Origin of the sequence: uncultured Boseongicola sp. (genome assembly GCF_937988555.1) — a bacterium.
GTDB lineage: Bacteria > Pseudomonadota > Alphaproteobacteria > Rhodobacterales > Rhodobacteraceae > Boseongicola.
This window is the reverse complement of sequence record NZ_CALJXO010000222.1, coordinates 16,148-30,147: the sequence shown is the minus strand read 5'-3', so window position 1 is coordinate 30,147 and position 14,000 is coordinate 16,148. Positions and strand designations below refer to the sequence as shown.

Here is a 14,000-nt window from a genome sequence, read left to right as displayed (position 1 = left end):
AAGAGCACCACCAGCACGTGCACCGCCGTCCAGTCCCGCCCGGCCGGCTCATTTTGTTTTACGGTGTTTAGAGAGCGACGCGTGTCGCCTGCCCGCTCTCGGATGCAAGACGAGCCGCGACCGACGCGACCGCAAGGTCCTGAAGGCCAACGCCGGTCCCGTCGAACAATGTGACTTCTGCGTCGCTTGTGCGGCCCGCATGGTCTTTGTTGATCACTTTGCCGATCGGGATAATCTGACTTTCGGTGATCGCACCCGAGGCAATGGCGTGTTGCGCTTCGCCAATGGAGATGGATTGCGCGACCTCATCGGTAAAGACGGTGGCCGAGGCGACAAGGGCTGCGTCGACTTCCATCTTGCCTTTGGTGTCGGTGCCCATGCAGGCGATGTGGGTGCCAGGCTTGATCCAGTCCTTCATCAGTAGTGGCTCAAACGCCGAAGTGATTGTGATGATCACGTCAGACTTTGCGCCAAGCTCTTGCTGGGTCACCGCTTCGAAGTCGAGGCCAAGTTCTTTTGCGGTTTCGCCCAACCGGGCAAGCATGTCCTCGTGCGGGTTCCATGCGACGACTTTCTCAAAGTCGCGCTGTTCGGCCGCTGCACGCAATTGGAAATGCGACTGGTGGCCTGCGCCGACCATGCCGAGGACTTTGCAGTCTTTGCGTGCAAGATGGGAAATGGAGACGGACGAGGAGGCGGCTGTACGGACTGCCGTGAGGTAGTTGCCACCCACGAGGGCGGCGAGTTTGCCGGTGTCGGGGTCAAAGAGGAAGACAGTTGACTGGTGGTTGGTGAGGCCTTTCGCCATGTTGCCCGGCCAGAAACCACCAGATTTAAGCCCGAGCACCTTTCCTGCGCGATCAAAGCCGGACTTGAAGCCGTAAAGCGCGTCCGCATAGCCGATAGCTTCGCGTATGACCGGAAAGTTGTACGCATCGCCACGGGCCATTGCACTGAAGACGGCCTCGACTGCTTCAAAAGCGTCCGAGCGCCCGACAAGTTTCTCGCAAAGGTCTTCGCCTACGATAAGCAGGCCTTCGTTCTGAGTGTCAGTCATGTTCCTAGGGTCCATCTGTGCGGTGTGGCTTCAAAGGGCGCCCTGTAAGAGGCGCCCCTGTGGTTTGCCGGCTGGCGGAGCTTAGTACGCCTTGCCGCGTGCCGAGACGGGCCAAAGGGTTTCAACCTTGCCGTTGCGCACGCCGACGTACCAGTCGTGCACATTGCAGGTCGGATCACAGTGGCCAGGGACCAGCTTCAGCTTGTCGTTTACTTTAAGAACACCGTCCGGGTCGGCGACAATGCCGTGCTCGTCCGAGCATTTGACGTATGCGACGTCTGTGCGACCAAAGATCGTTGGCAGGCCACTGTCGACGGATTGGGCTTTGAGGCCCGCGTCTACGATGGCTTTGTCAGATTTGGCGTGGCTCATAACAGAGGTAAGAATGAACAGCGCGTTCTGCCATTCGCCCTGGTCGATGCGGTTGTCGTTCTCGTCCAGAATGCGGCCATAGTCAGCGTCCATGAACGCGTAAGAGCCACACTGGAGTTCGTTGAAAACGCCGGAGGTGCCTTCAAAGTAGTAGGACCCGGTGCCGCCACCGCCAACGATATCGCATTCGATGCCATCCGCCTTTAGCGTATCCACCGCGTCTTTTACCTGCGCGACGGCAATGGCGATCTTGGCTTTGCGATCTTCATAGCTGTCCATGTGCTGCATCGCACCTTGGTAGGCTTGGATGCCAGCGAACTTGAGACCGTCAGCGGCGTCGATGGCTTTGGCAATCTCGACGACGGCTGATGTTGTGGTCACACCGCAACGGCCTGCGCCGCAGTCGATCTCCACGAGGCATTCGATCTGTGTGCCGTGACGTGTGGCTGCTGCGGACAAGTCAGCGACGTTTTCAAGGTCGTCCACGCAGCAGATTGTGCGTGCGCCGAGCTTTGGTATGCGAGCCAGACGGTCGATCTTTTCTGGCTGACGGACCTGGTTCGAAACCAGGACGTCTTTGATGCCGCCGCGGGCGAAAACCTCGGCTTCCGAAACTTTTTGGCAACAGACGCCGCACGACCCGCCAAGGCTTTCCTGAAGCAGGGCCACGTCGACAGATTTGTGCATTTTGCCGTGCACGCGGTGGCGCATGCCGTGCTCTTTCGCCCAGTCGCCCATCTTTTTGATATTCCGCTCGAGGGCATCGAGATCGAGGACCAGCGAGGGTGTCTGAATGTCAGCCTCGTTCATGCCAAGGAAAGCAGGGATGTCATAGCCAACTTCGTAACTGTCGACATTAATCGCTTTGTTCATTTGCTTTGCTCCTTCAAGGGCTGTCTTGGCGCACGGGGGGCCGCACAGTGTTCTAGATTTCTGGGGTCAGAGCCACGGCAGTTTGTCAAGATCGACATTGCCTCCGGTGACGATGACCCCGACGCGCTTGCCTTTGAACACATCCCGGTTTTTCAGGATCGTAGCCAACGGCACGGCGCAGCTTGGTTCCATGACGATCCGCAGGTATTTCCACGTGATCTTCATCGCGTCGATGATCTCTTGCTCGGACGCGGTGTGGATGTCGGTTACAAAGCGCGACACGAAGTGCCAGGTATTTTCCCTCAGCGGAACCTTGAGACCATCGGCGATGGTGACCGGTGCGTCGTCAGCGATGATGTGACCCGACTTGAAGGACCGGTAGGCGTCGTCGGCCTGTTCAGGCTCGGCGGCGTAGATTTTGATGTCGGGCGCAAGGTTCGAGATGGTAAGGCAGGTACCCGAGATCATACCGCCGCCACCGATCGGGGCGACAACAGCGTCGAGGCCATCCGTTTGTTCCAGCAGCTCCGCCGAACAGGTCGCCTGCCCTGCGATGACGCGCGGGTCATTGTAGGGATGGACGAATTCGCCGCCGGTGCGGGCCTGCACATCGGCGAAGGTGGCTTCGCGCGATGTGGTGGAGGGCTCGCATTCGGTGATCGTGCCACCGTAGCGTATCACCGCGTCTTTTTTGGCCTGCGGCGCAGTGCGTGGCATGACCACGTTGCAGCAGATGCCGCGACGGCCAGCCGCGTAACTAAGTGACAGCGCATGGTTGCCAGACGAGTGGGTGCAAACGCCGTTTTTGGCTTGGTCTTCGGTCAGACCAAACACGGCGTTACAAGCTCCGCGCACCTTGAAGGCGCCGGCTTCCTGAAAGTTCTCGCATTTGAAGAACAGATCGGCGCCGGTGAGATCGTTCAGATACTGCGATTGCAGCACCGGTGTGCGATTGATGTAGGGCTTGATGCGCTCATGCGCCTCACGCATATGCTCGATCGTGAGACCTTCGGCTGTTGAATAATCCAGCATCGTGTCGTTCCTTATGCCGCGGCTTTGGCTGCGATGACGTGGGTGCTGCGGAAGCATTCCTGCGCTGCCGCAACACCGCTTCCAAGCTTCACCGGGTAATCTAGGTCAGCCATGGCCATTTCAATCGTTGCGATGCCAGAAAGGACCATGACGTCGGTCAGGCTGCCAAGGTGGCCGATACGGAAGGCTTTGCCGTTCATCTCGCCCAGACCGATGCCGAAGGACACGCCGTATGCGTCGAAAGCGCGAGACGTCAGCGCGTTGCTGTCGAAGCCTTCAGGCACGTAGATGGCGCTGACGGTGTCAGAATAAAGGTCCGGCGATTGTGCAACCAGTTCGAGACCCCATGCGTGGACGGCCTGACGCACGCCTTCGGCAAGGCGGAAGTGGCGGGCGTAGACGTTGTCGAGGCCTTCTTCGAACAGCATCTTAAGGCTTTCACGCATGCCATAGATCAGCTGAAGCGGTGGCGTGTAGGGGAATCCGCCCGAGGCGTTTGCGTTCATCATGTCCCGGAAATCAAAGAACGTGCGCGGCAATTTCGCGGTTTCCATTGCGGCAAGCGCTTTAGGCCTGACGCAAAGGATCGCCATGCCAGTTGCCAGCATGAAGCCTTTTTGCGAGCCGGAGACTGCGATATCGACGCCCCATTCGTCCATGCGGAAATCCATCGAGGCCAGCGAGCTGACGCAGTCGACGAACAAAAGTGCGGGGTGGCTGGCGGCGGTCATTGCACCACGCACACCGGCGATGTCGGACTTAACGCCGGTCGCTGTTTCGTTGTGAGTGACGAGGACCGCTTTGATCTCGTGAGCTGTATCGGCAGCAAGGGCGGCTTCGAACTTGTCAGCCGGTGCGCCACTGCCCCAAGGGCATTCGATGATCTGAACGTCGAGGCCATGGCGCTGGCAGAGGTCGATCCAGCGATGGCTGAACATGCCGTAACGTGCGACGAGCACTTTGTCGCCGGGGCTAAGCGTGTTGGTTACCGCCGCTTCCCAGCCGCCGGTGCCACTTGATGGAAAGGTGATGACCTTGCCGTCCGTGGTCCGGAACACTTTCTTGGTGTCCTCAAGAACCGGCGCGAATGTTTCCACAAAATCTGGAGAGCGGTGATCGCGCGTCTGAACATGCATGGCCGACAACAGGCGATCAGGAATGTTGGTTGGGCCGGGGATAAAGAGTGGGATTTGATCTGACATCGCAGGATTCTCCGATTCGCTGAACTCAATCTAACAGGCTTTGCAACGAGTACAATTTTCTTGAAAAACCTTTCCAAAAAAAGAGTTTATATATTAAGTGTTTGTTTATAAAAGATTTTAGTTTTCCATTTTTAACCCTATAAATACCATTGAAAATATTTTCCATTTTAATATCTTTGTGCGGTGAAAAGTTTCAGCAGGGATTCGTAACAATGCAGCAGCAAAAACGACAACGCGGCCGGCCAAGGTCGCAGTTTACTGAAAGCAGTGCGGGGACGCTTCAGTCGCTGGACCGCGCCTTGGGTGTGTTAAGCGCCATAGCGCGCGCTGATCGGATGACGCTAACGGATTTGTCGCTCGCGGTGGGCGTTCCCACAGCGACGACGCACCGGATTTTGACGACATTGCAAAAACGCGGGTTCGTGACCTTTGACGAAGACCGACAGGATTGGTTGATCGGAATCGAGGCGTTTCGCACGGGATCATCGTTTCTGAAGCGACGCGATCTGGCGGAAATCGGGCGCCCCGTTATGCAGCTATTAATGGAGCAGACCGGCGAGACGGCAAACCTTGCAGTGCCACAAGCGGCTGAAGTCGTGTTTATCGGGCAGATCGAGACGCAGAATCCGATCCGCGCTTTCTTCCCGCCAAGCACGCGGACCGCCATGCATGCCTCCGGAACCGGCAAAGCGATCTTGGCAGAGTTACCGGAAGATGAGGTGCGACAACTTTTGATTAAAGCCGGGCTTGAGCGGTTTACAGTCAATACGCATACCACTCCGGTCGAGTTGTTCGAGGACCTGGCTGAGATCCGCGCACGTGGCTGGTCTTTTGATCACGAGGAGCGGCACGACGGGATGTCCTGTATCGGCAGCGCGATTTTCGATGAATACGGCAATCCCTGCGCGGGGGTTTCGATCTCGGGACCAAGCATCCGGTTTGATCCATCGCGGATTTCTGAGTTGGGCGCGGCTGTGACGCATGCTGCAGCGGAGATTACCGAGCGAAGCGGCGGGGCTTTGCGCGAACGCCGGGGATGAAATCCCGGTTGCGGGGCTCGCGTGGGTGCCTAGATTGGCCCGGCTGCATCGAAGGATGCCTGCCCTATGGCCGAAATATCAATTCAAGAGATTGAGCGCGTCTCAAAGGATGCTGTGCTCGCGCCATGGCGCGAGCGAAAATACAGCCACGATCATGGCGGATGCCATTGCCTGGGCCGAAGCGCGCGGGAACCGGATTTGTGGGCTGTATTATCTTGAGAGCTATTGCCGCCAGCTTAAAACCGGACGGATCAACAGGCGGGCCACGCCAAAGATCAATGTGGTGCGTTTGTCAGTTCTGAAGGGGCTCGCGGACCACGGTTTTGCACAGGTAACGTTTGACGCGGCGTTCTCGCAAGCCGTTTAGGTTGCGCACGAGACCGGGATTGTCAGCGTGAACATTGGACGGTCGCATACCTGCACAGCGCTGGGTTGGTTTACAGAACGAGCCGCTTCGGCTGGATTAATCGCGCTTGGTGTAACCAATGCCAGCCCCATTATTGCGCCTGTGGGTGGGTCCAAGCGGGTGATCGGAACACACCCTATTGCCTTTGCTGTACCGAATGGCGTCGGCGGCGTTGCCATTGATCAGGCCGCAGCCGTCGTGACTTTGGGGGCTGTGAATATGGCAAAGGAGGCCGGGCAGACCATTCCCGAAGGTTGGGCTGTTGATGCTGACGGCAATCCGACGACGGATCCGGAAGCCGCGCTGAAGGGCTCTCTTTTACCAGCCGGTGGCGCAAAGGGATGGGGCCTTGGCGTGTTCGGCTTTGTCGCCGGCCCCCTAGGATTTGGCCAAAGGGGCCGCGAAAACGACTGCAAACCAACAAGTCTGGACAAGCTACCCCACGACAACAGATGCGAAAATGGCGAGCCAGTTCAGAGCGGCGCGGGTCCACCCCGGCGCATTAAATACTTAGCCTTTTGAGATCGTGGCAAGTTGGACCGACCAATAGCGCCATATCTGGAAGGCCCGTTTCGACATGATGGGTATTTTATTAAACTACTTGAAGGATACGAAAGATGGCTGACCAGCAAAATTGGTCAAAGTCAGACGAGACTTCGACGCACCGGCGGATGCGGTTTGGAACATGTCGACCGGTCCCGCCATGTTCAGGCAGTGGGATGACCGATGGGAATGTCCGTGCCAGTGGCCGAAATGGATGTGGTCGTTGGCGCCACCCGCAAAGTCTGTATGGAGAGGGAGACGCGCGAGCGAACCATGTCAATGTGGTTCATCGGGGTCTATAAAAAGGAGAGCGAACCGTGCCGGCTTGTCTATACGCAAAGCAGTGTGACACCGACGGCGGTATCATCTCACCGCAAAGCATGGGCATGCCGGAAGGCCTTTCTGACATCACCGAAGTGATGGTCGATTTAAGCGGGGCAAACAGTAAAACAACGATGCCGATGGTGCATGTGATTGTTTCCGAAGGTTCGGCCGGTGGCGTAGCCTGAAACCAGGCCTTTGACAGACCGGCCGGGGCTTTGGGCCCCGAGGCTTAACAATTCCAACTTGGGCAAAGCAGCCTCCCACGATGAAAACGCGGGAGGCTTTTGTGTTTTAGTGAACCACTTCATCGCTGGGTGGTTGGCGGTTTAACGTGGACACGCGATCCCCGACAAGAAGTCCGCCTGCGCCCGCCGACACCGCGACTGTGTCGCCATCACCGATGTCGCCGGACAGCAGCATTTCCGCAAGTTGGTCTTGGAGCGCACGTTGCATCACCCGCTTCAATGGACGGGCGCCAAATACCGGATCATAACCTTCATCCGCAAGCCAGGTCTTCGCCGCATCATCCATTTCGAGGCTGATGTTTTGCTTGCTCAGACGCTTTATCAGGCGGCTAAGCTGAATATCGACGATACCGCCCATGTCGTCGCGCGTCAGGCGGTCAAACACGATTGTCTCATCGAGCCGGTTCAGAAATTCAGGCCGGAAATGGGCGCGCACGGCGTCCATCACGTCGCGGCGCGCTTGAGACGCGTCTCCCCCGTCTGGCAGTTGGCTTAGCGCCTGTGACCCCAAATTTGACGTCAGGATGATCAACGTCTGTTTGAAGTCGACAGTGCGCCCCTGACCATCGGTCAAAATGCCGTCGTCCAAAACCTGCAACAACACGTTGAAGACGTCCGGGTGCGCCTTTTCGACCTCGTCGAACAGCACAACCTGATAGGGTCTGCGCCGCACGGCTTCGGTCAAAACGCCGCCTTCGTCATAACCGACATAGCCCGGAGGCGCCCCGATCAGACGAGCAACCGAGTGCTTTTCCATAAACTCGGACATATCGATCCGCACCATTGCGCTTTCATCGTCGAACAGGAATTCGGCGACGGTTTTGGTAAGCTCTGTCTTACCCACGCCAGTCGGGCCAAGGAACAGGAACGAGCCCAGGGGCCGGTTCTCGTCGTTCAGCCCTGCCCGCGCGCGGCGAACAGCGTTCGCAACCGCATGGACGGCGCTGCGTTGACCGATAACGCGGCGGCCCAGTTCTTCTTCCATGCGCAGAAGCTTGTCGCGGTCGCCTTCCAGCATTTTGGAAGTCGGAATACCGGTCCAACGCTCGACAACTTCGGCGATCTGCTCGGGACGCACGGCCTCCTCAACCATGAGGGCGTCTTGCGATTCAGCCGCTTCCAGTTGCTTTTCAAGGCCGGGAATAACGCCGTAGGACAGCTCGCCTGCGCGTTGCAGGTTGGCTTCACGCTTGGCCTGTTCCAGCTCGGCGCGGGCGCGGTCGAGTTGCTCCTTGATGTCGCGCGCGCCTTCAAGCTTGTCGCGTTCGGCCTGCCATTGCGCCGTCATCTCCGTCGATCTTTCCAGAAGCTCCGACAGCTCCAGTTGCAGCTTTTCAAGTCGGTCTTTTGAGGCCTTGTCGTCCTCTTTCTTAAGCGCCTCGGCTTCGATCTGCTTTTGCATGATCTCGCGATCGAGCGCGTCGAGTGCTTCAGGTTTGCTGTCGACTTCCATCCGCAGGCGGCTGGCGGCCTCGTCCATCAGATCGATGGCTTTGTCCGGCAGGAAGCGGTCGGTGATGTAGCGGTTGGACAGCGTGGCCGCCGCAACGAGCGCGGCGTCCGAAATGCGCACCCCGTGGTGAACTTCGTATTTTTCTTTGATGCCGCGCAGGATCGAGATCGTGTCGGTCTCAGTCGGTTCTTCGACTAACAAGGGCTGGAACCGGCGTGCCAAGGCGGCGTCTTTTTCGACGTGCTTGCGGTATTCATCAAGCGTGGTCGCGCCGATGCAGTGAAGTTCACCACGCGCAAGCGCGGGTTTCAAAAGGTTCGAGGCATCCATCGCACCATCGGCCTTGCCGGCGCCGACAAGCGTGTGCATTTCATCGATGAACAGGATGATCTCGCCCGCCGCGGAGGTGACTTCGGACAGGACCGCTTTCAGACGTTCCTCGAATTCACCACGGTATTTTGCACCCGCAATCAGCGCGCCCATATCGAGCGACCAAAGGTGTTTGTTGCGCAAAGATTCCGGCACGTCGCCATTGACGATACGCATGGCGAGGCCTTCGGCGATGGCGGTTTTACCCACGCCAGGTTCGCCGATGAGAACCGGGTTGTTTTTTGTGCGACGGCTGAGGATCTGCATCGCACGGCGAATTTCCTCGTCGCGGCCAATGATCGGATCGATCTTGCCTTCGCGGGCGGATTCAGTGAGATCGCGCGCATATTTTTTCAGCGCGTCGTAGCCTTCTTCGGCAGATGCGGTATCTGCGGTACGGCCCTTGCGGACATCATTGATTGCACCGTTCAGTTTTTGCGCGGTCACTGCACCCGCATCAAGCGCGTCTTTTGCCTTTGATTTCACAACGGCAAGCGCTGTCAGAATGCGCTCGACCGGCACAAAGCTGTCGCCCGCCTTCTTGGCAAGCTTTTCAGCTTCGTCGAGGACCTTGGCGGTCTGTTGGTCCATGTAGGTCTGTCCCGCGTCGCCTGTGACTTTCGGGATCTTGGTCAATGCAATATCAACGGCCTGCACCACGCGTTCAGGCGCACCGCCTGCCGCTTTGATCAGGTTGCTCGCTAATCCTTGATCATCGTCCAGCAATGCTTTCAACAAGTGCTCGGGCGCAAGTTTTTGGTGACTTTCCCGCATGGCAATGGTCTGTGCCGCTTGCAAAAAGCCGCGCGACCGCTCAGTGAACTTCTCTAAGTCCATGGATCTCTCCTTTATAAAGCGCCCGATGTGCTACATCCGCTTTGCGGCATGCGTGCTGTGGGCCTCAGTTCTCATATGGGCACTTGGTAGGCAGGGCTCAAGGCCATCCTTTATATGTTTTTGTGCGCTTACTTGCCCTTGTCGGATTGGCAGGCTAATTCGTTGAAATGACTCACGCCGATGACCGCCTGATCGTTGCCCTTGATGTGCCGAATGCACTGGACGGGCTGAACCTTGCCGAAAGACTTGGCGACGCCGTGTCGTTTTATAAGATCGGTCTGGGAATGCTGACCGGAGGCGGGATGGGCCTTGCGGCCGAGCTTAAGGACGAGCAGGGCAAGCGCATTTTCATGGACCTGAAACTGTTCGATATTGGTGCGACAGTTGAGGCCGCGGTGCGGGGGCTGGCCCAGTACAATCTGGATTTCCTGACGGTGCATGGCGATCCGCATGTGGTGCGTGCCGCTCGGGAAGGGGCCAGTGGGAGTGATCTGAAAATCCTTGCAGTAACTGTGCTGACGTCGCTGGATCGCGATGATCTTGATGCGGCGCAAATTCGTGCGGGCAACATCCCTGATCTGGTACAGGAACGCGCTGGACGGGCATTTGATGCAGGCGCTCATGGCGTCATCGCGTCGCCTTTGGAAGCAAGTCTGATCCGCGCTTTGCCAGAAGCCGAGGGACGTTTGATTGTGACCCCGGGCGTGCGCCCTGCCGGGGCGGATCTTGGAGACCAAAAGCGCGTCATGACACCCGCCGAAGCAATTGCCGCAGGCGCTGACCATGTGGTTGTCGGGCGACCCATTTATCGCGCGGGTGATCCAAAGACTGCGGCTGAGGCGATTGTGGCTGAAATGCAGGGCCAGACGCCAAACAGAATTCACTGACCAAATTTTCGCCGGCCTGATCGACTGTTGATCGCATTTTGCTGACTATATACGGCTATCTGCGCATATTGTTGATAATCTGGAAACAAAAAACGGCCTCATGTCTCCAGCAATCCCGGATTCACCATGACCTGTCCCTAATCTGGTCACATTTGGACCCTTGGGTGGTGACAACAAAGATCCGTGCTGCGGAAGGAACGTCTAGATGACGATGGCTGCCAGAATATCGAAGGCCGAAAAGGTCAGTAAAACCAGTGTGGCCGGTTTATGTGCTGGTGCAAATCTGCGCACGCCCTGCGGCCCAAGGCGGGTCGAGTTCTTGCGCGCCGGTGATCTGATCGTCACGCGCGACAATGGATTGCGGCCGGTCCGTATGGTCTGGACGCGCACCGTCACCGCAGCAGAAATTGCCGCAGACCCGTCGCTTGCCCCCATCGTTTTGCGCACGCGCGCCATTGGTCCAATGATGCCGCAACGCGATCTTTCGGTTGCACCTGCGCATCGGCTCTTGATCCCTGGCTGGCGCCTTGAAGGCGAGGCAGACAACGAAGCATGTCTTGTCCCGGCCCGCGATATTTCCGACCTGAACGACAGTATCTACGTAGACCGTGCACCGGACGAAGTGACCTACTACAATATTGTCTTCGACGAGCATCAGGTATTTTGTGCAAACGGACTACCCGTAGAAAGTTTCTCGCCGACGACGGCTAATCTGAAAGAAACGCCGCGCGCTGTCTGCGATGATCTTAAGAAGATTTTTCCCGAACTGGGGCCGAAATTTACCGACTACCCTGCGCCGCGCTACAAAATGCGCGAGCGCGTCTCTTACATTCCCGACTACGCCTAAGACTTAGCGAAATCTTGCAGGGCTAAGGCCGTCGACCGTTTCGGCGGGCAAAGAGGGCGTGCGCCTCGCCACCAAATCGGCAAGACATGCAGACGCGGCAGGCGCGCTTTGAATGCCGTACCCGCCCTGGCCCGCGCACCAGAAAAATCCAGACACATCAAGATCCTCGCCGATGACAAGGGCGCGATCCGGAGAAAACGTGCGAAGTCCAGCCCATGAGGTTTCCACGCGCGTCACGGGGCTTGTTACATATTTCTGATACCGATCAAGGCCTTCTGCAAGGACCATGTCGTCCGGCCAGGCATCCATCGGTTCAATCGGATGTTCTTCCGCCGGAGACACAATCCATCCCCCGGCGTCGGGCTTCGCATACCAGCTTTCGCCGGGTCCAATGATCATCGGCCAGCGGCCAACATCACGGCCATCCGGCGCTGGAAGACGGGCCATGGAGCGCCGGTTGGGCTGAAGACCGATCCTTGCAACACCGGCCATTTCAGCGATTTGATCGGCCCAAGCCCCGGCGGCATTCACCAAGATATCAGCTTCGAACGATTGACCCTGCGTCCGCACCTGCCATGTGGTGGACCGCTCAATAGCGATGACTTTCTGTCTGGTCGCGATATTTGCGCCACTCGCGCGCGCATCTTTGGCAAATCCCTGAAGCAGCTTGTCGGTATCGATGTCATGCGCATCTTCATGGATCGCCGCACGGGTGATGTCACGGTTTAGGATCGGGACGCGGGCAAGGGCATCCGCAACCGTGATTTCGTCCATAGACATGGCGATCAGGTCAGTTTCAAACTGCGCCCTGTCGCTGTCCTTCGCTACGATCATCAGGCCGCGCGGGCTGAGAACACCGCGTCTTTCGTGTTCGCTTCTGGATGCGCGGTTCAGAACGCAGGTCGTTGGCGTGCCGTAGTTCTCTTCAAACAAGGCAGCGGATCGTCCGCTGGCATGGGTGCCAAGAGCCGCTTCGGTTTCCAAAAGCGTGACGTCAGCGTCGGGGGCAAGTTTCGCTGCGACAGACACACCGGCGATGCCGCCACCAATGACCAGAATGCGGGTCATTCGTGTTGTTCGATAGCTTTAGCAAGGGTCGTAAACACGGCGCGTGCGGTTGCGATATCTTTGGGATCAATTTTGCCCGAAAGCTGTTGAAGGACGTCGGCTTCGCCACGGGACGCAGTCGCATGCGCGCGCTCACCTGCAATCGTGGCCTCAAGCAATTTCGAGGATTTGTGAGCAGGATTATCCGCAAAATCTGCAAACCCTTTTTCTACCAAGGCATCGGCGCGCTTTTGAATGTGCTGGCGCGAGACGCCACGGTTTCTGGCAATGTTCGGGACTGTGGCCGCCCCCTCGAAGACAAGGAAATCCAGCACATCCCGCTCGGCACTTGTCATCACGCTGTCGGGTTCAGAAGACAGTCCGGACCAAACACGCGACACGCGCCGCGCCTGCGCGATCAGATCGGCGATAGGCCCGTGATGTGGGTCGTTTAAATCCATAGGGCTCTCAAACTTACAGTATTACTTTCGAATTACCAAATTCCATTCAAACCGCTCTTGCGGCAAAGAATGCCTTAGCCAGCCTCCTCCAGACGATCCGTGGCAGGCGGAGGGGTCGGTGAGAGCTTTGATATCTCTCCATAAAGCCCCGCATCCATCTTGTACGAGACCGCGGCCAATGACGGCGCAAGCTGTTCGGCCGAGCGCGCAGAAATGATCGGTCCATGAACACCTTCATGCCGCGCCACCCAGGAGACGGCCAAGGTCGCCGGATCAATCCCCGCTTCGCCCGCCAGGCGCGAAAGCCCCTCTGCGGTTTCATACATCCAAGCCGTGCCATACCGCTTGTTGTACATCGGGTCGTCTTTCAGACGCCCACCAGTCCCACCCGCATATTTGCCGGTAAGAAGCCCACCACCAAGCGGGGAATAAGGGCAGACGGCGAAACCTTCTGATATAGCCATCGGCAAAATCTCGACCTCTACCTGCCGTTTCACCAAGTTATACATTGGCTGAATGACGTGAATATCGATCCCCATGGACTGAGCCAATTGTCGCGCCTTCATGACCTGCCAGGCCGAATAGTTAGAAACGCCAACATGACGGACCGATCCTTCTTTGACCCATTCGGCCATGACAGAATAGGTTTCCTCAAGCGGCGTGTCCGGGTCCCAGCGGTGGAGATAGAGAAGGTCAACCGTGTCCATGCCCAGGCGTTTGCGGCTTTCGTCAAATTCGGCGCGGATGACGTCAGGTTTGGCGACAACTGTCCCCGCACACTTCGTCGCGATGAAGACATCGTCACGCTCGCCGGCAGCCAATTCACCCAAAATGCGTTCTGAGTGCCCGCCGGTGTAAGCATGCGCCGTATCGAAGAAGTTGATCCCTGCTGCGCGGCAGGCAGCGTACATCTCAGCACTGTCAGTTTCGCTGGCCTTTGCGCCAAATTGCATTGTTCCAAAGCTGAAACTTGAAGCGTCTTTTCCAGAAATTGTACGCATTGAT

General features: G+C 57.6%; 12 protein-coding genes and 1 pseudogene. 5 read left to right on the top strand and 8 right to left on the bottom strand.

Annotated elements, in window-relative coordinates; translation table 11 throughout:
• Positions 1 to 67: 67 nt before the first annotated feature.
• The 4 genes from bhcD to bhcA all read right to left on the bottom strand — a co-directional run bounded on the left by bhcD (position 68) and on the right by bhcA (position 4,536).
• Complete coding sequence (gene bhcD / locus Q1B15_RS13670) at positions 68 to 1,057, bottom strand: iminosuccinate reductase BhcD (protein ID WP_299754459.1); 990 nt, start codon at positions 1,055 to 1,057, stop codon at positions 68 to 70.
• A gap of 81 nt (positions 1,058 to 1,138) precedes the next feature.
• Positions 1,139 to 2,302, bottom strand: coding sequence for a 3-hydroxy-D-aspartate aldolase BhcC (gene bhcC, locus Q1B15_RS13665; protein ID WP_299754457.1), 1,164 nt, complete (start codon positions 2,300 to 2,302; stop codon positions 1,139 to 1,141).
• A 66-nt stretch (positions 2,303 to 2,368) separates the two neighbouring features.
• The gene (gene bhcB, locus Q1B15_RS13660; RefSeq protein ID WP_299754455.1) at positions 2,369 to 3,334 is read right to left on the bottom strand and encodes a beta-hydroxyaspartate dehydratase BhcB; all 966 of its coding nucleotides are present in this window, start codon (positions 3,332 to 3,334) and stop codon (positions 2,369 to 2,371) included.
• An 11-nt stretch (positions 3,335 to 3,345) separates the two neighbouring features.
• A complete protein-coding gene (bhcA, locus tag Q1B15_RS13655; protein ID WP_299754453.1) occupies positions 3,346 to 4,536 on the bottom strand; it encodes an L-aspartate--glyoxylate aminotransferase BhcA in 1,191 nt (396 codons plus the stop codon).
• 212 nt (positions 4,537 to 4,748) lie between these two features.
• Between bhcA and bhcR the strand changes: the two genes are divergently transcribed.
• From bhcR to Q1B15_RS13640, 3 genes and pseudogenes are all read left to right on the top strand, one after another.
• The gene (gene bhcR / locus Q1B15_RS13650; RefSeq protein WP_299754451.1) at positions 4,749 to 5,576 is read left to right on the top strand and encodes an HTH-type transcriptional regulator BhcR; all 828 of its coding nucleotides are present in this window, start codon (positions 4,749 to 4,751) and stop codon (positions 5,574 to 5,576) included.
• Positions 5,518 to 6,504 (top strand): annotated as a pseudogene (locus Q1B15_RS13645) (Ldh family oxidoreductase). Before bhcR ends, Q1B15_RS13645 begins: the two are co-directional and overlap by 59 nt.
• Positions 6,505 to 6,842: 338 nt before the next feature.
• Complete coding sequence (locus Q1B15_RS13640) at positions 6,843 to 7,034, top strand: hypothetical protein (protein ID WP_299754449.1); 192 nt, start codon at positions 6,843 to 6,845, stop codon at positions 7,032 to 7,034.
• A 106-nt stretch (positions 7,035 to 7,140) separates the two neighbouring features.
• Here the strand turns inward: Q1B15_RS13640 and clpB are convergent, their stop codons facing one another.
• Positions 7,141 to 9,753, bottom strand: coding sequence for an ATP-dependent chaperone ClpB (gene clpB / locus Q1B15_RS13635; RefSeq protein WP_299754447.1), 2,613 nt, complete (start codon positions 9,751 to 9,753; stop codon positions 7,141 to 7,143).
• Positions 9,754 to 9,920: 167 nt separating this feature from the next.
• Here clpB and pyrF point away from each other — a divergent pair, with 167 nt between their 5' ends.
• Both pyrF and Q1B15_RS13625 read left to right on the top strand, forming a co-directional pair.
• Entirely contained in the window at positions 9,921 to 10,640 is a 720-nt protein-coding gene (gene pyrF / locus Q1B15_RS13630) for an orotidine-5'-phosphate decarboxylase (RefSeq protein ID WP_299754445.1), read from the top strand.
• Positions 10,641 to 10,845: 205 nt separating this feature from the next.
• Positions 10,846 to 11,487: a Hint domain-containing protein gene (locus Q1B15_RS13625; protein WP_299754443.1), complete on the top strand. Its 642-nt coding sequence runs from the start codon at positions 10,846 to 10,848 to the stop codon at positions 11,485 to 11,487.
• A 3-nt stretch (positions 11,488 to 11,490) separates the two neighbouring features.
• Here Q1B15_RS13625 and Q1B15_RS13620 read toward each other — a convergent pair whose 3' ends face one another.
• From Q1B15_RS13620 to Q1B15_RS13610, 3 genes are all read right to left on the bottom strand, one after another.
• On the bottom strand, positions 11,491 to 12,555 hold the full coding sequence (locus tag Q1B15_RS13620) for an FAD-dependent oxidoreductase (RefSeq protein ID WP_299754440.1): 1,065 nt from the start codon (positions 12,553 to 12,555) through the stop codon (positions 11,491 to 11,493).
• Positions 12,552 to 12,995 (bottom strand): MarR family transcriptional regulator, encoded by a 444-nt coding sequence (locus Q1B15_RS13615; RefSeq protein WP_299754438.1) that lies wholly within the window; start codon positions 12,993 to 12,995, stop codon positions 12,552 to 12,554. Before Q1B15_RS13615 ends, Q1B15_RS13620 begins: the two co-directional genes overlap by 4 nt.
• A gap of 74 nt (positions 12,996 to 13,069) precedes the next feature.
• Entirely contained in the window at positions 13,070 to 13,996 is a 927-nt protein-coding gene (locus Q1B15_RS13610; protein WP_299754436.1) for an aldo/keto reductase, read from the bottom strand.
• Between the last annotated feature and the right edge of the window lie 4 nt (positions 13,997 to 14,000).

What these genes read in the sequence shown, in the direction of transcription:
- bhcD (WP_299754459.1), bottom strand. Translation starts at nt 1,057, where the DNA reads ATGACTGACACTCAGAACGAAGGCCTGCTTATCGTAGGCGAAGACCTT.
- bhcC (WP_299754457.1), bottom strand. Translation starts at nt 2,302, where the DNA reads ATGAACAAAGCGATTAATGTCGACAGTTACGAAGTTGGCTATGACATC.
- bhcB (WP_299754455.1), bottom strand. Translation starts at nt 3,334, where the DNA reads ATGCTGGATTATTCAACAGCCGAAGGTCTCACGATCGAGCATATGCGT.
- bhcA (WP_299754453.1), bottom strand. Translation starts at nt 4,536, where the DNA reads ATGTCAGATCAAATCCCACTCTTTATCCCCGGCCCAACCAACATTCCT.
- bhcR (WP_299754451.1), top strand. Translation starts at nt 4,749, where the DNA reads ATGCAGCAGCAAAAACGACAACGCGGCCGGCCAAGGTCGCAGTTTACT.
- clpB (WP_299754447.1), bottom strand. Translation starts at nt 9,753, where the DNA reads ATGGACTTAGAGAAGTTCACTGAGCGGTCGCGCGGCTTTTTGCAAGCG.
- pyrF (WP_299754445.1), top strand. Translation starts at nt 9,921, where the DNA reads ATGACTCACGCCGATGACCGCCTGATCGTTGCCCTTGATGTGCCGAAT.
- Q1B15_RS13625 (WP_299754443.1), top strand. Translation starts at nt 10,846, where the DNA reads ATGACGATGGCTGCCAGAATATCGAAGGCCGAAAAGGTCAGTAAAACC.
- Q1B15_RS13620 (WP_299754440.1), bottom strand. Translation starts at nt 12,555, where the DNA reads ATGACCCGCATTCTGGTCATTGGTGGCGGCATCGCCGGTGTGTCTGTC.
- Q1B15_RS13615 (WP_299754438.1), bottom strand. Translation starts at nt 12,995, where the DNA reads ATGGATTTAAACGACCCACATCACGGGCCTATCGCCGATCTGATCGCG.
- Q1B15_RS13610 (WP_299754436.1), bottom strand. Translation starts at nt 13,996, where the DNA reads ATGCGTACAATTTCTGGAAAAGACGCTTCAAGTTTCAGCTTTGGAACA.